General features: G+C 68.6%; 20 protein-coding genes and 1 tRNA gene. 14 read left to right on the top strand and 7 right to left on the bottom strand.

Annotated features, from left to right (window positions below; translation table 11 throughout):
* Window positions 1–134: 134 nt before the first annotated feature.
* Window positions 135–518, bottom strand: coding sequence for a winged helix-turn-helix domain-containing protein (locus AB0H78_RS00925; protein WP_363232035.1), 384 nt, complete (start codon window positions 516–518; stop codon window positions 135–137).
* 388 nt (window positions 519–906) lie between these two features.
* Here AB0H78_RS00925 and AB0H78_RS00920 point away from each other — a divergent pair, with 388 nt between their 5' ends.
* The 12 genes from AB0H78_RS00920 (at window position 907) to AB0H78_RS00865 (ending at window position 10129) form a co-directional block, all read left to right on the top strand.
* Window positions 907–1227, top strand: a complete 321-nt coding sequence (locus AB0H78_RS00920) for a hypothetical protein (protein ID WP_363232034.1) — start codon at window positions 907–909, stop codon at window positions 1225–1227.
* Window positions 1224–2171 (top strand): DUF2637 domain-containing protein, encoded by a 948-nt coding sequence (locus tag AB0H78_RS00915; RefSeq protein ID WP_363232033.1) that lies wholly within the window; start codon window positions 1224–1226, stop codon window positions 2169–2171. The genes AB0H78_RS00920 and AB0H78_RS00915 overlap by 4 nt, the downstream gene beginning before the upstream one ends.
* A complete protein-coding gene (locus AB0H78_RS00910) occupies window positions 2171–2557 on the top strand; it encodes an RRQRL motif-containing zinc-binding protein (protein WP_363232032.1) in 387 nt (128 codons plus the stop codon). Before AB0H78_RS00915 ends, AB0H78_RS00910 begins: the two co-directional genes overlap by 1 nt.
* Window positions 2558–2699: 142 nt before the next feature.
* On the top strand, window positions 2700–4952 hold the full coding sequence (locus tag AB0H78_RS00905) for an FtsK/SpoIIIE domain-containing protein (RefSeq protein WP_363232031.1): 2253 nt from the start codon (window positions 2700–2702) through the stop codon (window positions 4950–4952).
* A gap of 140 nt (window positions 4953–5092) precedes the next feature.
* Entirely contained in the window at window positions 5093–5344 is a 252-nt protein-coding gene (locus tag AB0H78_RS00900) for a hypothetical protein (RefSeq protein WP_363232030.1), read from the top strand.
* 35 nt (window positions 5345–5379) lie between these two features.
* Window positions 5380–5568 carry a hypothetical protein gene (locus tag AB0H78_RS00895; RefSeq protein WP_363232029.1) on the top strand — a complete coding sequence of 63 codons (189 nt, stop codon included), beginning with the start codon at window positions 5380–5382 and terminating at the stop codon, window positions 5566–5568.
* Window positions 5569–5578: 10 nt separating this feature from the next.
* On the top strand, window positions 5579–6184 hold the full coding sequence (locus AB0H78_RS00890; RefSeq protein WP_363232028.1) for a hypothetical protein: 606 nt from the start codon (window positions 5579–5581) through the stop codon (window positions 6182–6184).
* On the top strand, window positions 6184–6594 hold the full coding sequence (locus AB0H78_RS00885; RefSeq protein WP_363232027.1) for a hypothetical protein: 411 nt from the start codon (window positions 6184–6186) through the stop codon (window positions 6592–6594). The genes AB0H78_RS00890 and AB0H78_RS00885 overlap by 1 nt, the downstream gene beginning before the upstream one ends.
* Window positions 6595–6685: 91 nt before the next feature.
* Window positions 6686–7582: a bifunctional DNA primase/polymerase gene (locus AB0H78_RS00880; RefSeq protein ID WP_363232026.1), complete on the top strand. Its 897-nt coding sequence runs from the start codon at window positions 6686–6688 to the stop codon at window positions 7580–7582.
* Window positions 7579–8748 (top strand): AAA family ATPase, encoded by a 1170-nt coding sequence (locus tag AB0H78_RS00875; RefSeq protein WP_363232025.1) that lies wholly within the window; start codon window positions 7579–7581, stop codon window positions 8746–8748. Before AB0H78_RS00880 ends, AB0H78_RS00875 begins: the two co-directional genes overlap by 4 nt.
* A complete protein-coding gene (locus tag AB0H78_RS00870) occupies window positions 8745–8966 on the top strand; it encodes a helix-turn-helix domain-containing protein (RefSeq protein ID WP_363232024.1) in 222 nt (73 codons plus the stop codon). Before AB0H78_RS00875 ends, AB0H78_RS00870 begins: the two co-directional genes overlap by 4 nt.
* A complete protein-coding gene (locus AB0H78_RS00865) occupies window positions 8963–10129 on the top strand; it encodes a site-specific integrase (protein ID WP_363232023.1) in 1167 nt (388 codons plus the stop codon). Before AB0H78_RS00870 ends, AB0H78_RS00865 begins: the two co-directional genes overlap by 4 nt.
* 78 nt (window positions 10130–10207) lie before the next feature.
* Here the strand turns inward: AB0H78_RS00865 and AB0H78_RS00860 are convergent.
* The 3 genes from AB0H78_RS00860 to AB0H78_RS00850 form a co-directional block, all read right to left on the bottom strand.
* Window positions 10208–10281: transfer RNA gene (locus AB0H78_RS00860), tRNA-Pro, on the bottom strand.
* Window positions 10282–10310: 29 nt separating this feature from the next.
* Window positions 10311–11027 carry a Pr6Pr family membrane protein gene (locus AB0H78_RS00855; RefSeq protein WP_363232022.1) on the bottom strand — a complete coding sequence of 239 codons (717 nt, stop codon included), beginning with the start codon at window positions 11025–11027 and terminating at the stop codon, window positions 10311–10313.
* A gap of 25 nt (window positions 11028–11052) precedes the next feature.
* Window positions 11053–11991: a metallophosphoesterase gene (locus AB0H78_RS00850; protein WP_363232021.1), complete on the bottom strand. Its 939-nt coding sequence runs from the start codon at window positions 11989–11991 to the stop codon at window positions 11053–11055.
* Window positions 11992–12068: 77 nt separating this feature from the next.
* Here AB0H78_RS00850 and AB0H78_RS00845 point away from each other — a divergent pair, with 77 nt between their 5' ends.
* On the top strand, window positions 12069–12533 hold the full coding sequence (locus tag AB0H78_RS00845; protein ID WP_363232020.1) for a GatB/YqeY domain-containing protein: 465 nt from the start codon (window positions 12069–12071) through the stop codon (window positions 12531–12533).
* Between the two features lie 91 nt (window positions 12534–12624).
* On the opposite strand, the gene AB0H78_RS00840 is transcribed toward AB0H78_RS00845, so the two are convergent.
* The gene (locus AB0H78_RS00840; RefSeq protein ID WP_363232019.1) at window positions 12625–14880 is read right to left on the bottom strand and encodes a transglycosylase domain-containing protein; all 2256 of its coding nucleotides are present in this window, start codon (window positions 14878–14880) and stop codon (window positions 12625–12627) included.
* Between the two features lie 423 nt (window positions 14881–15303).
* Between AB0H78_RS00840 and AB0H78_RS00835 the strand changes: the two genes are divergently transcribed.
* Window positions 15304–15651 (top strand): WhiB family transcriptional regulator, encoded by a 348-nt coding sequence (locus tag AB0H78_RS00835; RefSeq protein WP_329119408.1) that lies wholly within the window; start codon window positions 15304–15306, stop codon window positions 15649–15651.
* A 30-nt stretch (window positions 15652–15681) separates the two neighbouring features.
* Here the strand turns inward: AB0H78_RS00835 and AB0H78_RS00830 are convergent, their stop codons facing one another.
* Both AB0H78_RS00830 and AB0H78_RS00825 read right to left on the bottom strand, forming a co-directional pair.
* Window positions 15682–17019 carry an ArsA family ATPase gene (locus tag AB0H78_RS00830; RefSeq protein ID WP_363232018.1) on the bottom strand — a complete coding sequence of 446 codons (1338 nt, stop codon included), beginning with the start codon at window positions 17017–17019 and terminating at the stop codon, window positions 15682–15684.
* Window positions 17016–17975, bottom strand: a complete 960-nt coding sequence (locus AB0H78_RS00825; RefSeq protein WP_363232017.1) for an ArsA-related P-loop ATPase — start codon at window positions 17973–17975, stop codon at window positions 17016–17018. Before AB0H78_RS00825 ends, AB0H78_RS00830 begins: the two co-directional genes overlap by 4 nt.
* Window positions 17976–18023: the final 48 nt, after the last annotated feature.

Raw genomic sequence — 18023 nt, 5'->3', positions numbered from 1 at the left:
CATTCGCATGTCAGGGACCAGCGTGCGATGGAACGAGCGGGGCGGAATCACCCCCGCTGAGCTCGCTTTGATCAGAGCGAGTCTGAGTGAAGCGCGAGCCACAGCCGAACGGCTGCTGCATCGCGCTGACGCACTCACGGTGAGGGCGGAGTCTCGTGCCCAACGAGCCGCTCAAGGCGATCGAGCCGGGCATCGAGTTTCTGGAGCGTCTCGTGAATCACGCTGAGCTCCGAGGCGAGCGCGGTGAACGCCGGGCTACTCCCGCTCTGGGTGCCGAGCGGAACGGCAGGGTCGCGAACGAAGGTGCCACGGCCCTGCTGGGAGAGCGCCAACCCTTCATCCCGAAGCTTGCCGTAGGCGCTCTGAACTGTCATGAGCTGAACGCCAAGCTCCTTGGCCAGCCCGCGGGCGGCGGGGAGTTGGGAGCCAGGACCGTACGTGCCATCTGTGATCTGCGCGCGGAACTTCGCTGCGATCTCCTTGGCCGTCGGCTTGGGTGCTTCGGGGCTGGATTCCATGCCTCCGAGCGTAACTGTCCTAGGTCAATTTCGGATTCCCGCAGCACCTCCTCTTGACAGACAGATTGACCTAGGTCAATCTCTAATCACGCCCGGAGGGCCCCGTGAAACGGGCTCGAAGGAAGCGCCCGTTCCTTGAGAACTGAACAGCGTGAAGAGGCCACCGCCACCTCCGATGGCGGCCCGCGCAGGGCAAGACCCCCGCGCACTGACGCATCCACCAGCGGTTCCGACCGCTGGCGGTTGCCCTGAGCGTCCGCGGCCGCGCGGTCGGTCAGGGGAGCCGAACGGTTCGGACTTCCACTCTCTGCCCGGTGGCTGGACTCCCCAGCAAAGGTCGCCTGCCGCCGGGTTTCTCCCTGTTCCTCCGTCATCAGGAGTGATCCACATGCGTGCATACATCGGCGGTCATCAGGCCGTCACCGCAGAAGACTTCGTAGAGCTTGCCCTTGGCACACCGGTTGAGTTGTGGCTCGGTGTCGAGGGCGAGAGCGAGATGGAGCGCATGGCCCGCGAGGACGCGGCCCGCGACATCCTCGCGGACGAGCCGGATTTGCCCGACCGAGTGAGCCGGGTTGCCGCGCAGGCCATTGAGGCCCACGCCCCGGAACTCTTCAACATCACCCCGCTGCTGCGCCCGCTCTCTCGCGGTGCGGTCCACGCTCTCCCGCTGGGTATCACCCGACGCGGCAAGGGGGTGGCGGCATGACCACCGCAACCGATGTCGCGCGGCCGCAGGTTCCGCCGTTGTCGACGCCGGAGACGTGGCTGTTGGGCGTGGTCGCGGTGCTCGCGGCAGGGGTGGGCGGCCTGGGTCTGGCTTCCTCGTTCGAGGCGGTGTCGACCGCGGGCGCCCGCTGGGGATTCGCCTCTCCGTGGATGCTGCCCGTCGGTATCGACACGGCGATTCCCGTGTTCACCGCCGCGTTCCTGCTGCTGATCCGCACTGACATGCCGTTGGGCTGGGTGCGGTTCGTGCCCTGGGTGCTGACCGGGGTGACGTGCTGGCTGAACATCGCGGCCGGACAGTCCGTGTCGGCAAAGCTCGCGCACGGCACGATGCCACTGCTGTGGGTGGTCCTCTCCGAGGTCGCCGCCCACGTGTACGCCTCGCGGATCGGTGCAGTGACCGGCCGGCGGATGGAGAAGATCCGCCGCTCGCGCTGGCTGCTCGCTCCGCTGTCGACGTTCTCGCTGTGGCGTCGGATGACGCTGTGGGAGGTCACCTCCTACTCCGTGGCGCTGGGCAGGGAGCGCGAGCGTCAGTTGGCCCGTGCGCAGCTGCGGCAGGAGCATGGGCGCCGCTGGCGCTCGAAGACCCCGCGCCCGGAGCGGGTGCTCCTCAAGCTCGGGGAGTTGTCCCCGGCAGCGGAGAAGCCCGCACCGCTCCCGCAGGAGGAGAGCGCCAAGCCGCCGCGCAAGCGCACCGCCAAGGCCAAGGCGCCCAAGGCGGCTCGGACTCCGGCTGAGCTGCTGGCCGAGACGCGGAAGGCCACAGCCGAGTGGGCGGACGATGCGATCAACGCTGAGGCCATCCGCACCACGCTGCACTGCTCCGCTGCTAACTCCCGTGTCCTGCGCGACCTGTTGCTGGGGGAGCGGTCTGACGGGCGACGGTTGCACACGGTTGACGCGGACGGAGCAGCGGCCTGATGTCCCTCACCTTCGCCCAGTGCTACGACCCGACCGGCGCCCAGTTCGGGGTTCCCACCTACCCGTGGCGCCTTGCCCCCGAGGGCTACGCCACCCGTCGACAGCTCCGTACCCAGGGTTTGCGCCCCGGAGGTCAGCCCATCGCTGCACAGGCGATGCGCCGCCACCGCGGCCGTAAGGCCGGGGTGCAGGTCGCCTACCTCTACCGCGTCGACCTCGCGCTGCCCGTGCGGCCGATGACGTCGCGCAAGTGGGGTGCGCTCGCGCTGGCGATGCTGGCCCGCCGCACCTGCCCCGAATGCCACGTGATCTACAGCTACTGCCTGCCGACCTCACTCGGCATGTGCCTGCTCTGCGCCTACCCCGAGGAACAGCGCGCCGCCTGAACCATCCCGCCCCGGCATCCACGCCGTGAGGGTGCCGGATCGAATCCGGCCCGGGGCACGCACAGCCAAGCGGGGTCCGGACGGTAAGCCGTCCAAAGCGTCGTCCGGACCCCTTCCAACCGCAGTACGGAAGGAACCCTCAGTGAAGCACCCCGATGACAACGAGCTGTTCAAGCGGCTCGAAGCAGAGATGAACACCGACTCCAAGGGTGAGGTAGTCGACCTCGGCAAGGCCCGCACCGCGCGGACCGGGTCGGGCGACTCCACCCCTGTCGGGTCGGGCAACTCGTCGGCCGACTCGGTGCCCGACTCCAAGGGGTCCGGGTCGGGCGACTCGGAGCCGACCGGGTCGGATGCCTCCGCCCCGACTTTGGTGGATCCCCGGACGCCGACGGTGTCGGGCCCGGGTCTGATCGACCGGATCAAGAACTCCAAGCGGCTGGACGTCATCCCCGGATGGGCGAAATCGCGTGCAGAGTTCAAAGACGCGATGGGCTGGCTGGCCGGACACGCCGGGCACACCATCGCCTTCCACGCGGTGCGCGTGCCGTTCCAGTACGGGCCCAAGCTCGTCTGGCGCTCCCCGAAAGGTGCTCTCAACACCCTGGGCCGCGTCGGTCGGTGGGCCGTGGACGCGGAGGGCGAGCCGCTGCGACAGGCTGAGGCCCGCCGCGAGAACACCGAGCTGTACTTGAAGCTGTCCAAGCAGCGCGATCGCCGGGTGCGCCTGCGGATGATCCTGACCGCCATGGGCGGCGTCTTCGCCCTGGTCACGCTGCTGTTCCTGGTCTTCGGCGCTGCACCGATGACGCAGTTCATTGCCGTCGTGGTGGCCGTGTTCGGGTTCGGTCTGGCGGGGGCGCCGGCCGATGCGCCGCTCGCCTCGCGGGCCGTGGTCAAGACCGAGGTCCAGAAGCTGACCAGCGACATCGTCGTCAAGGCGATGGCGTCCATCGGCATTGGCCAGATTGCCACCGCGGTCGCCAAGGGACAGGACGGCATCCGGTTCGTCTCCCCGATCACTCGCGAGGGACCGGGCTGGCGCGCGGACATCGACCTTCCCTTGGGCGTGACCGTCGCGGATGTGGCCGACCGTCGGGCCCGCCTCGCCTCCGGACTCAGGCGTCCGCTCGGGTGCGTGTGGCCCGACGCCGACCCCAACGAGCACGAGGGACGGCTCATCCTGTGGGTCGGTGACCGGGACCTGTCCAAGACCGGCATCGTCAAGTGGTCGCTGGCCAATGCCCGCCGTCATGACATCTTCAAGCGCATCCCGTTCGGCATCGACCCGCGCGGCCGTGCGCAGTCGGTCCCGATGATCCAGCACAACGTTCTGATCGGCTCGCTGCCTGGACAGGGCAAGACCGCCTCCGTGCGGGTGCTGGCGTGCGGGGCGGCCATGGACCCGTCCGTGGAACTGTGGCTGCACGAGAACAAGGGCACCGGTGACCTGGACGCACTGGAATGCGTCAGCCACCGGTTCGTCTCCGGAATCGATGACGAGTCGATCAAGTACGCGGCCGACTCCCTCAAGCTGCTGCGCGAGGAGGTCATGCGCCGGGCTGCGTCGATGAAGAAGCTGCCTCGGGACCTGTGCCCGGACAAGCGCATCACCCGGCAGATCGCCGATAAGCGGGCGCTGAAACTGTGGCCGCTGCTGGCCATCTTTGACGAGTGCCAGAACCTGTTCGCCCACCCCAAGTACGGCAAAGCCGCAGGTGAAGACGCAGAGTTCGTCATCAAGCTGGGCCGTGCGCTCGGGGTCATGCTCGTACTGGCCACGCAGCGCCCCGACAAGGACTCGCTGCCGACTGGGATCAGCGGCAACGTCTCCATCCGCTTCGCCCTACGCGTCGCGGGGCAGGTCGAGAACGACATGATCCTGGGCACCTCCGCGTACAAGAACGGTGTCCGGGCCACGTCCTTCCGCCCGGAGATCGACGCCGGAAACGGCTACCTCGCCGGCGCCGCCACGCTGCCCGTGGTGGTGCGCACCGCCTACCTGGACGACAACGCCACCCACGCCATCGCTCAGCGTGCCCTCGCGCTGCGCAAGGCGGAGGGCACTCTGTCGGGGATCGCGATCGGAGCGGAGTCCGAGACGGCTTCGGGCCCGTCGTACGACCTGCTTGCCGACATTGCCGCGGTCGTTCCCGCCGCTGAGGAGCGGGTGTGGAACGAGCGGATCGCCGCTCGCCTCTCCGAGCTGCGCCCGGAGGTCTACGGCGGGTGGAAGGGCGAGAACGTCACCTCCGCGCTCAAGCCGCACGGCATCACCACCCGCGGTATCGCCGGGACATCCGACGAAGGGGAGCGCACCACCCGGCGCGGCATCGTCCGCGCGGACCTCCTCACCGCCATCGCACAGCGTGACGAAAACCGGGGCGCTGCCTGACCCCGGAGCGGTGCTACCGGTAGCGGGCCCACCTGCTACCGGTAGCACCCCCGCTAGCACCCCAAAGCGCACCCCATCAGGGATCTAGCAGATAGCACCCCACCTGCAGAAACCCCGAAAACAGCCCGGGAGGGCCCCCGATGACCCCCATCACCGCTGCTATCGCCTGCCTGTTCGCCATCACGTTCTGTTACGCGACGATGTGTGCGGGCAGCCCGTTCGGCCGCTGCCGCAAGTGCAAGGGCTTCGGCTACCAGCTCACCACCGACCGCAAGGGCAACGCCAAGCGCGGCAAGGACTGCCGCCGCTGCAAGGGCTATGGGCGCCGGATACGCATCGGCCGCTGGCTCTTCAACCGTGCCCAGCGCATCTACCGCGAAGGCACCCACTGACCCTCACCCCAACCCACCGAAAGGAGGTTCCGCCCATGGCCGTCACCGTCTCGCTCGTGGCCCTGTTCGGACTGGTCCTGTTCTTCCTGCTGCGTTCCAACACCCTCGGCTACGGGGCCGCGTTCATCGCCGTGATGTTCGGCTTCTACCTCGCCAGCACCGGAGCAGCGGGCCCGATGAACCAGCTCAGTACCGCCGTGATCGACGCCATCCGCAACCTGTGAGGAGCACGTCATGAACGAACCGATCATCGCCCGCCACTGGCTCGCCCTCGCGGCGCCCAAGGCCGCCCCAGCTATCGCCACTTCCACCGTGCTGATCCTGGGCCGGATCTGGAACGCCAACGGAGCCGAACACAGCACCGGCAACGCCGCGTTGATGGTCGTCCTGGCCGCCGGATCGGCAGTGGCTGGCGCATTCGCCGCGGGCGGCCGCTCCGGTGACAGCACCCTCGCCGGGACCGCGTTCGCGACCTCCGGAACCCTGGCCCTGGCCGGGGTCGCCGGATACGCCGACGGCATCTCGCTTCCGCTGCTGCTGTGGGCGCTCGCCACTGCGGTTGCCTACGGACTCGCGGCCCGCTACTGGCGCACCGACCGCCGCGAAGCCGTGGCCTACGAGCGCCAGAACAGCGAGCGGCACGAGACCCACGCCCATGTGGAGCGCGTCGAAGCCCTGCGCGCCGGGGCACAGATCGAGGTCGCCCGCAGCGGCGCCGCGTACGCCGAACAGCTCGCCACCGCGCTCATCACCCGCGCGACCCTGCCCGGCTACGACCCCGCCGCACTCACCGCGGCCGGACTGCCCGAACTCCCCGCCCCCACCCACCTGGAGAAGTGATGGTCTTCAACCCCGCGCACTACGCATCGCATTGGCCTACCCCGGAAGCCGCGTACGCGCTCGCTCCGAGCATCCTCCGCGAGATCGGATGGACTGCCGACCAGGCCCTCACCTACGTCCGTACCGACTTCCACAGGCGAGTGGCGGACCGGGAGTTCTGGCTCCGCAAGGCTGCTCTGCTTGACCGCATCGCTGTGACCGACGAGAAGGCGGGCATCTACGCCGACGCGATCGACGTCGCGGTGAATGCGGCCCGCCGCCTGCTGAGCATCGACCGCGAACAGGGACTCGGGCCCTCTGGATTCGGCGACGGCCCGTACGTGCCCGAGCACCCGGACAGCATCGCTGAGCCGCGCGGCTACGTCCGCCAGGAGTACGCGATCTGGGCCAAGAACCCGAACAACCACTAGCAACGCCGCGGCGGCGGGACTCCCCAGCAAAGGTCGCCCGCCGCCGCGGTTCTCCCCGCCCCGTCCGAAGACAGAACAGGAGAGGTCCAGAATGCCTCAACCCACACCGTCCGCGCTGCCCCAGGCCGCGCAGGATGCCGCCGCCCGCGGCTGGCACGTCTTCCCGCTCATCCCCGGCGACAAGCGCCCCGCCATCCGGGATTGGGCCCAGCGCGCCACCACAGACCCGGAGCGCATCGCCCGCTGCTGGGCCCACGCCCCGTACAACATTGGCATCGCAACCGGCCCTTCCACTTTGATCGTTGTTGATCTGGACCGGCCCAAGACCGAGGGCGACACTGCGCCGGCCGAATGGGCCGCGCATGGCGTGCATGACGGAGCCGACGTCCTCGCGGTGCTGTGCGAGCGCCACGGTCAGCCCTTCCCCTGCGACACGTACACCGTGCGCACGTGGAGCGGCGGCACCCACCTCTACTTCACCGCACCCGAGGGGGAGCCGCTCCGCAACACGACCGGGGACAGCGGCAAGGGACTGGGCTGGAAGGTCGATACCCGCGCCGTGGGCGGTCTCGTGGTCGCCGCGGGCAGCACCTTCAACGGGCTCCCGTACGAGACCGCGCACGAAGCGCCCGTAGCTCCGCTGCCATCCTGGCTGGCTGAGATTCTGCGTCCGGCCCCGTTGCCCGCGCAGCAACCCATCGCCATCACGCTCGCCACCGACCGGCGCGGCAAGTGGCTGCGCGCTGCGGTCGACGGGGAGCTGACGCGCGTCACCGCCTCCGGGGCGAAGCAGCACAACAGCTCGCTCTACCTCGCCTCCGTCGCCCTGGGACAGCTCGTTGCCGGGGGAGAGCTGACCGAAGCCGACGTCACCAGCCAGCTCGCGGCTGCCGCCGCGCAGGTCGGGCAGAGCGAACGCGAGGCACTGCGCACCATCGCGTCCGGCCTGCGCGCCGGCGCCAAACGCCCCCGGACGGTGGCCGCATGAGCACCAACCCGATTCCCCCGCTGCACCTGTACTCCGTGCCCAGCGACCCCCAGCCCGCCGCCACCCCGCCGCCGAAGCGCGAGCGCCCGCGGACCGCATGGACCGCTGACCAACTGATGGCCGCGGACTTCCCCGAGCCGAAATGGGCTGTGCCCGGCATCCTCGCCGAAGGCGTCAGCCTGCTGGCCGGACCGCCCAAGGTCGGTAAATCCTGGCTCTCTCTGGGACTTGGCCTCTCCGTCGCTGCGGGCGGTATGGCGTTCGACTCCGTGCCCGTCAAAGGCGGACCGGTGCTCTACCTCGCTTTGGAGGACACCCCGCGCCGTCTCCAGACCCGTATGGGCAAGCTCCTTGGAGGTCAGCCCGCTCCTGCTGGGCTGACCCTGGTCACCGAATGCCCGCCTTTCCCTCAGGGCGGTGTGGAGGCCATCGCGCAGTGGTTGGACCGCAACCCCGATGCCCGCATGGTCGTCATCGACGTGTTCGCCAAGATGCGCGGCGCCTCTCCCCAGGGAGCTTCCGCGTACGACGCGGATTACGTCGCGGTCGGGTACGCGAAGCGCATCGCGGATCACTACGGCATTGCCGTGGTTCTGGTCCACCACGTCCGCAAGATGGCCTCCGAGGACTTTCTCGCAGAGGTCTCCGGGACCAACGGCATTGCAGGCGCGGCCGATGCGACGCTCGTGCTCAAGCGCGCCCGTGGGCAGGCTGACGGCATCTTGCACGTGACCGGCCGCGATGTGGACGAAGCCGAATACGCGCTGTCCTTCCAACCTGCCTCCGGAGCGTGGCACTTGCTCGATGGACCGGCCACCGATCACACCGTCGGGGACACCCGCGCCGCGATCCTGCGCCACGTCCGTGCGAACCCCGGGGCTAAGCCCAAGGACATCGCTGATGCGCTGCCCCAGGTCGACGTCGACACCGTGCGCCGCACCTGCTCGCGCATGGCCGCAGACGGACAGCTGACCAAGGACGGCAGCGGCCGGTACTTCCCCGACACCGAGACCCGGACACAAGGGGGCACCCCGCAGGTGTCCCAGCTGTCCGACTGTCCGGTTACCCCCACTGACCAGCACGAACGACCCGGACAGTCCCAAGAGGAGCTGTCCGGGCTGTCCGGTTCCGAGCGCGCGCCGCTCCCGCTGAGGAGGACCCCGTGACCCTCGCCGTATCCGAACGGGCCGTGCTTGCCGAGCCGCTTCTCTACCGGGTGGTGGACGCCATGCGCGTTCTGAGCATGAGCCGGACCGTCATCTACGACCTGATTCGCGCGGGCCGTCTCCGCACCGTCAAGCAGGGCCGTACGCGGCTTATCCCGGCATCCGCCATCACCGAATACGTCGCGCTGCTGGAGCGCGAGGCAGGGGGTAGGAAGTGACCAAGCGCAGGAGCCGGGGGGATGGAAGTCTCTTCTGGCACGAGTCTCGGAAGCGTTGGATTGCCGTCGCGAGTCTCGGCTACGACCCGAGCGGAAAACGGATCCAGAAGCGGGCAAGCGGCAAGACAAAGACGCAGGCCAAAGACAGGCTCAAGGAAGTCCTGCGCGACCACGAGGACGGGCTTGCCATCGCGCCCACGGGATACACCGTGGAGGCCGCGGTGAACGACTGGCTGATGTACGGCTTGGTCGGGCGGGACACGGCCACCTTGAACGCCTGCACCATCCTCAGCCGGAAGCACGTGATTCCGTCGCTCGGTGCACGGAAGCTTCGCGATCTGAGTGCGGAGGACGTGGACAAGTGGCTTGCTGTCAAAGCCAAGTCGCTCAGCACTCGTACTCTGCAAGGCATCCATTCCTGCCTCAACCGCGCGGTCAAGCGCGCGATGGCGCGGGACAAGGTGAAGCGCAACGTCGTGGAGTTGTGCTCTATCCCGACGGGTCAGCCCGGACGGCCGTCCAAGGCGCTGACGCTCGCGCAGGCTGAATCCGTACTGGCCGCAGCGGAAATGACGTCGATGTATACGTACATCGTGCTCGCGCTTCTGACGGGAGCGCGTACGGAAGAACTGCGGGCGCTCACGTGGGACCACGTCTTCCTCAAGGGCAAGCCGAACGTGACGCCGGCCGTTCCGCCGTACATCGCGGTGTGGCGGTCGGTCCGTACGGGCGGGGACACCAAGACGCGGAAGTCACGGCGCACGCTCGCCCTTCCTGCCCGCTGCGTGGAAGCGCTCTGGCAGCAGCGGGAAGACCAGGGGTGGGACCGCCTTGCCGCTGGTGACGCTTGGGAGGAAACCGGCCTGGTCTTCTCCTCTGCTGTCGGCAAGGCACTGGACTCCACGAACGTACGGAGAGCCTTCCGAGTAGCCATCGAGAAGGCGGACGGAGTGATCGCAGCGGAGTGGACGCCTCGCGAACTGCGGCACAGCTTCGTCTCGCTGCTCTCGGACAGTGGCGTACCGCTGGAGGAGATCTCACGGCTCGTCGGGCACTCCGGTACGGCCGTCACAGAGGAGGTCTACCGGAAGCAGATCCGTCCGGTGATCCAGACCGGAGCGGTCGCGATGGACGGCATCTTCAAGCAAGATCCAAAACGCTAGTGTGTCAGTTAGTGTGACAACGCAAATCAGGCCCGGTACTGATTTCTCAGTACCGGGCCTGACCTGCTGTTTTAGCTGTCGGGGTGGCGGGATTTGAACCCACGACCTCTTCGTCCCGAACGAAGCGCGCTGCCAAGCTGCGCTACACCCCGATGTCCGCCCGCTCGCGCGGCGACATCGATTACTTTAGCGGACCAGCCGCCGTAGGCGAAATCCGGTTTCCGCTGCCGTGCAGGTAGGGGCGGATCCGGTCCAGGCCGACGATCGCCAGGGCCAGGGCGTAGAAGATCAGGCCGTAGATCACCGCGTTGCCGAGCACTCCCGCGTATCCGTGGAGCTCCACGTCCAGGAAGGGGTACGGGTAGCGGGCCGTCGAGCCGGGGGCCAGCAGGGCGCCTCGGACCAGGACGAAGGCGAAGTACGCGAGCGGGTAGAGCAGCCAGAGGCCGGCGTGGCGGGGGTGCAGGCCGCCGGGGGGTGTGAGCAGGAGCCAGTCGAGGAGGGCTGCGGCGGGGGTGACCATGTGGACCAGGACGTTGGCCACCTGGCTCCAGCCGGTGGGGGACTGGACCGCCGGGTCGCCCGTCAGGACCAGGTTGTAGATGAGGCCCGTGATGCAGATGAAAAGCAGCGCGCCGGCGGTGGCCCAGGCGGGCAGCGGCGGGCGGCCGGTCCAGGCGCGGTACGCGGAGGGGGCGCAGGCGAGGGCGAGCAGGATGTTCGACTGGATCGTGAAGTAGCTGAGGAGGTGGCCGGGGCTGACCCCCGTGGAGAGGTAGATCACGATGCCGGTGATCACTGCCGCGCAGATCAGCGCCCGGAAGACTGCCGCGTACGGGCGGCGGAGCGGGGGGATGACGGCTGCCGGTGGGACGTGGGTGGGGAGTGGCGCGACCATGCTCCCCACCGTAGGGGCACGGTGATCAGTCGCGCGCGGTGAGGGTGAGGAGCGTGACCTCGGGGGGGCAGGCGAAGCGGACGGGGGTGTAGCGGTTGGCGCCGCAGCCTGCGGAGACGTGGAGGTAGGAGCGGTTGCCCTCGGCGGTGTGGGAGGAGAGGCCCTTCACCCGGGCGGGGTCCAGGTCGCAGTTGGTGACCAGGGCGCCGTAGAAGGGGATGCAGATCTGGCCGCCGTGGGTGTGGCCCGCGAGGATCAGCGGGTAGCCGTCGGCGGCGAAGGCGTCGAGTGCGCGCAGGTAGGGGGCGTGCACCACGGCGATCGAGAGGTCCGCGCCCGATTCGGGGCCGCCCGCGACCTGGTTGTAGCGGTCGCGCTTGATGTGCGGGTCGTCGAGGCCGGTGAAGGCGATCTCCGCGGAGTCCAGCTTGAGGCGGCCGCGCGTGTTGGTGAGGTTCACCCAGCCCGCCTCGTCGAAGGCGTCGCGGATGCCCTCCCAGGGGTTGTGGATGACTCGCTCGGCGGGCGGGTTTCCGTTCAGGCCGGTCTTGCCGTGGGCCTTTTCGAGGAGGTAGCGGCCGGGGTTACGGAAAATAGGTCCGTAGTAGTCGTTGGAGCCGAAGACGTACGCGCCGGGGAACTCGAGCAGCGGGCCCAGCGCGTCGATGACCTCGGGGACCGCCTCGGGGTCCGAGAGGTTGTCGCCGGTGTTGACCACGAAGTCGGGGCGCAGCCCGGCGAGGGACTGCAGCCAGCGCTGCTTCTTGCGCTGACCGCGGACCATGTGGATGTCGGAGAGCTGGAGGACGCGCAGCGGACGCGCGCCCGGCGGGAGCACCGGGACCGTCACTCTGCGCAGGCGGTACGAACGTGCCTCGAAACCCGCGGCGTAGGCGAGGCCGGCCGCGCCAACAGCGGTGATTCCTGCGGTGACTTTGAGGGGAACTCCGTAACGTGCGCGCATACCGCCATCGTCGCAGACGGGCCCGGGGCGGGAAATCGGCGGGCGGCAGGCGGCCCGCACCTGCGACACTTGGCCGCATGACCACGCTCAAGGACAGGCTGAAGGACGAACTCACCGAGTCGATCCGGGCGCGCGACGAACTGCGCTCCTCGACGCTCCGGCTGACGCTCTCCGCGATCACCAATGAAGAGGTGTCGGGCAAGACCGCCCGCGAGCTCTCCGACGACGACGTCCTCAAGGTGATCGCCAAGGAGGCGAAGAAGCGCCGTGAGGCGTTCGAGGCGTTCGACCAGGCCGGTCGCACCGAGCAGGCCGCGCGGGAGAAGGCGGAGGGCGAGCTGCTCGCCGAGTACCTGCCGAAGCAGCTGACCGACGACGAGCTGGGCGCGATCGTCGCCCAGGCCGTCGACGAGGCGAAGGCGGGCGGTGCCGAGGGTCCGCGGGCGATGGGCGCGGTCATGAAGATCGTGAACCCGAAGGTGGCGGGGCTCGCCGAGGGCGGCAGGGTGGCCGCCGAGGTGAAGAAGCGCCTCGCGGGCTGAGCAGACGCAAACGCAGACGCAGACGGGGTACGGCGAAGGGGCGTCCGGATCGAGCCGGGCGCCCCTTCGTCATACGTACGCGGTGCCGGGGTCAGGGCCCGTTTCCGCCGCCGTCGTTCCCGCCGGCCCGGCCGTTTCCGCCGCCGACCGTGTTGCCCCCTATGGTCAGCCCCGGGATGGAGATGCCCGGGTCGGGGGTGTTGCCGTCGCCCGGCTTGCCGTCGTCGCCCGGCTTGTGCTTGCCCTTGCCCTTGCCGTCCGGGTTCTCCGGCTCGGTGTTGCCGCGCGGCACGTCGATGTAGTTGAAGCCCGGCGCGTCGGCACCCAGCGCGCCCGTCATCGCGGTCCGCCAGATCGGCCCCGGCAGACAGCCACCGCAGACCTTGTCGTAGTACTGGCCGCCGATGGTGATGTCGAACATCGGGATCTGCTTGGCGCCGTCGCTGCCCACCCAGACCGCTGTGGACAGGTTCGGGGTGTAGCCGACGAACCAGGCGTTCCTGCGCTCCTCGGTGGTACCCGTCTTGCCCGCGTTGTCCCGGTCGCTGAGCCCGGCCCGGGTTCCGGTGCCGTCCTCGACCACGCCCTTGAGCATCTGGTTGATCGTGTCGGCGCTGTTGGTGCTCATCGCCTGGCTGCACTGCGACTGCGGTACGGCGATCTGCTTGCCGTCGCGGCCGGTCACGGACTCTATGGCGATGGGCGTGCAGTACGTACCCCGGTTGGCGAAGGTCGCGTACACCGAGGCCATCGCCAGCGGCGTGGACTCCTGACCGCCGAGCGTGGTGGACGGCGTGTACATCAGCGGCTTGTTGTTGCCTCGGATGTAGCCGACCTTCTGCGCCATCGTGACCGTCTCGCAGAGCCCGGCCTTCTGCTCCAGCGTCGCGAAGTAGGTGTTGATGGACTTGCCGAGCGCGCTCGTCATGTCGAACGCGCCCTTCTCGCTCTCGGTCTCGTTCTGCACCGACCACGTACCGCCGTCGGCGGGTCCGTTGTCGCAGGTGCGGAAGCTCGCTCCGGGCAGCCCGATCTTCCAGTCCGTGTCGAAGACCGTGTTCGGGCTGATGCCCTTCTCCAGCGCGGCGGCCGCGGTGATGGGCTTGAACGTCGAGCCCACCTGGAAGCCGGCGTAGGTGCCGCCCATCTTGTTGTCGACGGAGAGGTTGAGTACCGTCTCGTGCTTCTTCTGGTCCAGGCCGTACGGACGCGACTGGGCCATCGCGAGGATCTTGCCGGTGCCGGGCTGGACCTGCACCACGGCGTCCGCGATCTTGTCGTCCTTGTTGACCTTGGACGTGGCGGCTTCGTTCGACGCGGACTGGTTCTTCGGGTTGAGCGTCGTCCTGATCGTCAGCCCGCCGGTCGCCCAGACCTTCTGGCGGTCCGACTCGGTCTTGCCGAAGGCGGGATCGGTCAGGAAGGTCTTGCGTACGTAGTCACAGAAGAAGCCCGCGCCCTGGACGGACGTGATGCAGCCGCTCTGCGGCTTGGTGACCTTCAGCTTGATCGGGGCGGCCTTGGCCTTGGCCGCTTCCTCCTGCGAGATGTCGCCGACGTCCGCCATCCGCTTGAGCACGGTGTTGCGGCGGAGCGTGGCCTCCTCCTTGTCGTTGACCGGGTCGTACCGGCTGGGCGACTGGACGAGGCCGGCGAGGAGCGCCGACTCGGGGAGCGTGAGGTCCTTGGCGGACTTGGAGAAGTACCGCTGGGCGGCGGACTCGATGCCGTACGCCTGCTCACCGAAGAAGGTGATGTTGAGGTAGTTCTCCAGGATCTTCTTCTTGCCGAGCTTCTCCTCGACCTGGATCGCGTACTTCAGTTCGCGGATCTTGCGGCCGAGGCTCTTCATCTGGGCTTCGGCGACCTTGGTCGGGTCGTCGCCCGCCTCTTCGACGAAGACGTTCTTCACGTACTGCTGCGTCAGAGTGGAGGCACCCTGCGCGGCGCCGCCCTCCTGGGCGTTGCGGTTGACCGCACGCAGGACGCCCTTGAGGTCGACCGCGCCGTGCTGGTAGAAGCGCGCGTCCTCGATCGCGACGATCGCCTTCTGCATGTACGGGGAGACCTTGGTCAGCGGCACCACCGTGCGGTCGCGCTCGTACACCGTGGCGATCTGACCGCCCGTGGCGTCCAGGATGCGGGTGCGCTGACTCAGCGGCGGGGTCTGCAAGTTGTCGGGGATGTCGTCGAATCCCTTGACCGTGCCCTTGGCCGCGAGCCCCAGCGTGCCGAAGGCCGGCAGCGCGATGCCTGCCAGCACGGCTCCTGAGAGCGCGGCGACACCGAGGAATTTGGCGGCCTGCTGGGTCTGGGTCAGACCCCCGCCGGAGCGCTTCTTTGCCATGGAGGGCAGCCTACGTTGTCGGGGAGGAACAGCCTCGTTTGCCGGACACACGCAGATGCCTTGGCCTAAGCTGCACTCAACTGTCACAGCAGTGCGGTTTCGTATCAACCCCTCAGACGTAACAACAGCGTGGTTCCGCTCGCCCCGAATCGAGTGGATGCATGTCCGAATCTGCCCCATGCGTCATTCTGTGTCCCATGTAGCGCGCCCCAACTGTCCTGGTTGGGCGGCTTTGTTACGCATGTCCGCGGCTCACTCCGTCGGGTGATCTGCCGCTTACGCATAGTCCGTTCGGGCCATTCAAGATTGGGCCCGAAGGGGGTGTTGCGCTGTGCCCACCTTCCGTAACGTCCTCAACTGGCAGCGGTGAATATGCCGCTGTCGCCGTGGGGGAGCCTCGATTCGGGAGAGGACGGCGCCGGCATGGGCTGGGTAACTGACTGGAGTGCGCAGGCTGCCTGCCGCACTACTGATCCGGATGAACTGTTCGTACAGGGTGCGGCGCAGAACAGGGCCAAGGCGGTGTGCACCGGCTGTCCGGTGCGGACCGAATGCCTGGCCGATGCGCTCGACAACCGCGTCGAGTTCGGCGTATGGGGCGGAATGACCGAGCGGGAGCGCCGCGCACTGCTGCGCAGGCGTCCCACGGTCACCTCCTGGCGCCGGCTGCTCGAGACAGCGCGGACCGAGTACGAGCGCAGCGCGGGCATTCTGCCTGCGGTCATCGTGGACGACGAAGCGTTCGAGGAGACGTACGCCGCCGTGGGGTAGGACCACCGATGCGGTGCGGGGAAGACCAGCTCAGGCCGTAGAGGCACCACCGGCCGCGAGGCGGTCACCGATGGCCCGGAGTCCTGCGAGGTCGTGTACGTCGCCGGGCAGGGCGGCCACTTCGGTCACTGCCACCTCGGGGTGGAGTGCGGAGAAACGGTCGCGCGTTCGCTGTTCACGCGCGAGCACCTGCATGCGTTCGGCGTGCAGGCGCAGCAGACCCGCCGTCAGTGTCTCGGTGGTCAAGGTGGTGGTCGGGTCGGTCAACTCTTCGGCGCCCTCGGGAACTTGGGGTGCGGTTGCGTCGGTGACCTCTGAGCTCCGCACGTCTGAGGCTGTTTCATCGAGGAGCGTGGGAGAGGCGGCGGCAGAGCTGGAGTCACGAAATCCAGCCTTCCCGTCCCCCTGATCCACAATGCCGCTCTCTTCAAGATTTTCCGCGGCGGCAAGCGCCCGCTCGGCGGACAGCCGGGCGGCGCCGCTGCCGTGCACCCGGTTGAGCACCAGACCCGCCAGCGGCATCTCCTCGGCGGCCAGGCGCTCCACGAAATACGCGGCCTCGCGCAGCGCGTCCCGCTCCGGGGCCGCGACCACCAGGAAGGCGGTGCCGGGCGCCTGGAGGAGCTTGTACGTCGCGTCCGCGCGCGTACGGAAGCCGCCGAACATCGTGTCCATCGCCGTCACGAAGGTCTGCACGTCGCGCAGGAACTGGCCCCCGAGGAGCTTGCCCAGCGTCCCCGTCATCATCGACATCCCGACGTTGAGGAACGCCATCCCGGCGCGCCCGCCGACCTTCGCCGGGGCCATGAGCAGCCGGATGAACTTCCCGTCCAGGAACGACCCGAGCCGCTTCGGCGCGTCCAGGAAGTCCAGCGCGGAGCGCGAGGGCGGGGTGTCGACGATGATCAGGTCCCACTCGTCGCGCGCCCGCAGCTGGCCGAGCTTCTCCATCGCCATGTACTCCTGCGTGCCCGCGAAGCCGGCCGACAGCGACTGGTAGAAGGGGTTGCCCAGGATGGCGGCGGCCCGCTCCCCGTCGGCGTGCGCCTCGACGATCTCGTCGAAGGTCCGCTTCATGTCGAGCATCATGGCGTGCAGCTCGCCGTCGCCGCCTTCGCTGTTCTTGATGCCGTCGACGCGGCGCGGGACGTTGTCCAGCGAGTCGATGCCCATGGACTGGGCGAGCCGGCGGGCCGGGTCGATGGTCAGGACGACGGCCTTGCGGCCCCGCTCGGCTGCCCGTACACCCAGGGCCGCCGCGGTCGTGGTCTTGCCCACCCCGCCGGAGCCGCAGCAGACGATGATGCGCGTCGCCGGGTCGTCGATCAGCGGGTCGATCTCCAGGACGGGTGCCGGTGTCATGGTCATGTGGTGACGTTCCTCCGCAGTTCCCTCGCCAGCCGGTAGAGCCCGCCCAGGTCCAACCCCTCGCCGAGCAGCGGGAGTTCGTACGTCGGCAGACCCAGCTCTTGCAGTACGCCGCGCTGCTCGCGCTCCAGCTCCACCCGCTCCGCGTGCTCGGCGGCCTCCGCGAGCAGCGGGGTGACGAGCTTGGCCGAGCCGCTGACCCCGGCCCGGGTGAGGGCCTTCGCGACCTCCTTGCGGCGCTCGCCGGAGACGGAGCGCACCGCGCGGTCGTCGAGGAGGGTGGGGCGGACCATGTTCACGATGACGTTCCCGACGGGGAGCTTCGCGGCGCGCAGTTCCCGTACGCCGTCCGCGGTCTCCTGCACCGGCATCTCCTCCAGGAGCGTCACCAGGTGCACCGCGGTCTCGGGGGACTTCAGCACGCGCATCACGGCCTGCGCCTGATTGTGTATCGGGCCTATCTTCGCCAGCCCGGCCACCTCGTCGTTGACGTTGAGGAAGCGGGTGATGCGGCCGGTGGGCGGGGCGTCCATGACCACGTAGTCGTAGGCGTACTTGCCGCGTTTGTCCTTGCGGCGGACGGCCTCGCAGGCCTTCCCGGTCAACAGGACGTCACGTACACCGGGGGCGATCGTCGTCGCGAAGTCGATCGCGCCGAGCTTCTTCAGGGCACGGCCCGCCCCGCCCAGCTTGTAGAACATCTGGAGGTAGTCGAGGAGGGCGCGCTCGGCGTCTATGGCCAGGGCGAACACCTCCCCGCCGCCCGGTGCGACGGCGATCTTCCGTTCCTCGTACGGGAATGCCTCCGTCTCGAAGAGCTGCGCGATGCCCTGTCTGCCCTCGACCTCGACGAGGAGCGTGCGCTTGCCCTCGGTCGCGAGGGCGAGCGCGAGGGCTGCGGCGACCGTGGTCTTTCCGGTGCCGCCCTTGCCGCTGACCACCTGGAGCCTGCTCACGTCTTCGAGCCTAACCAGTGAAGGCCACCTCTACGCCGGGGGCTGTCA

The organism is Streptomyces sp. NPDC050738, assembly GCF_040654175.1.
GTDB lineage: Bacteria > Actinomycetota > Actinomycetes > Streptomycetales > Streptomycetaceae > Streptomyces.
Note: the sequence above shows the minus strand (reverse complement) of the source record. Positions and strands in the feature narration are given on the sequence as shown.

Excerpts from the sequence above, each read along its gene's own strand:
- AB0H78_RS00855 (WP_363232022.1), bottom strand. The coding sequence starts at position 11,027 with ATGGTCGCGCCACTCCCCACCCACGTCCCACCGGCAGCCGTCATCCCC.
- AB0H78_RS00915 (WP_363232033.1), top strand. The coding sequence starts at position 1,224 with ATGACCACCGCAACCGATGTCGCGCGGCCGCAGGTTCCGCCGTTGTCG.
- AB0H78_RS00845 (WP_363232020.1), top strand. The coding sequence starts at position 12,069 with ATGACCACGCTCAAGGACAGGCTGAAGGACGAACTCACCGAGTCGATC.
- AB0H78_RS00885 (WP_363232027.1), top strand. The coding sequence starts at position 6,184 with ATGGTCTTCAACCCCGCGCACTACGCATCGCATTGGCCTACCCCGGAA.
- AB0H78_RS00910 (WP_363232032.1), top strand. The coding sequence starts at position 2,171 with ATGTCCCTCACCTTCGCCCAGTGCTACGACCCGACCGGCGCCCAGTTC.
- AB0H78_RS00900 (WP_363232030.1), top strand. The coding sequence starts at position 5,093 with ATGACCCCCATCACCGCTGCTATCGCCTGCCTGTTCGCCATCACGTTC.
- AB0H78_RS00925 (WP_363232035.1), bottom strand. The coding sequence starts at position 518 with ATGGAATCCAGCCCCGAAGCACCCAAGCCGACGGCCAAGGAGATCGCA.
- AB0H78_RS00850 (WP_363232021.1), bottom strand. The coding sequence starts at position 11,991 with ATGCGCGCACGTTACGGAGTTCCCCTCAAAGTCACCGCAGGAATCACC.
- AB0H78_RS00880 (WP_363232026.1), top strand. The coding sequence starts at position 6,686 with ATGCCTCAACCCACACCGTCCGCGCTGCCCCAGGCCGCGCAGGATGCC.
- AB0H78_RS00895 (WP_363232029.1), top strand. The coding sequence starts at position 5,380 with ATGGCCGTCACCGTCTCGCTCGTGGCCCTGTTCGGACTGGTCCTGTTC.
- AB0H78_RS00830 (WP_363232018.1), bottom strand. The coding sequence starts at position 17,019 with ATGACCATGACACCGGCACCCGTCCTGGAGATCGACCCGCTGATCGAC.
- AB0H78_RS00875 (WP_363232025.1), top strand. The coding sequence starts at position 7,579 with ATGAGCACCAACCCGATTCCCCCGCTGCACCTGTACTCCGTGCCCAGC.
- AB0H78_RS00840 (WP_363232019.1), bottom strand. The coding sequence starts at position 14,880 with ATGGCAAAGAAGCGCTCCGGCGGGGGTCTGACCCAGACCCAGCAGGCC.
- AB0H78_RS00890 (WP_363232028.1), top strand. The coding sequence starts at position 5,579 with ATGAACGAACCGATCATCGCCCGCCACTGGCTCGCCCTCGCGGCGCCC.
- AB0H78_RS00835 (WP_329119408.1), top strand. The coding sequence starts at position 15,304 with ATGGGCTGGGTAACTGACTGGAGTGCGCAGGCTGCCTGCCGCACTACT.
- AB0H78_RS00920 (WP_363232034.1), top strand. The coding sequence starts at position 907 with ATGCGTGCATACATCGGCGGTCATCAGGCCGTCACCGCAGAAGACTTC.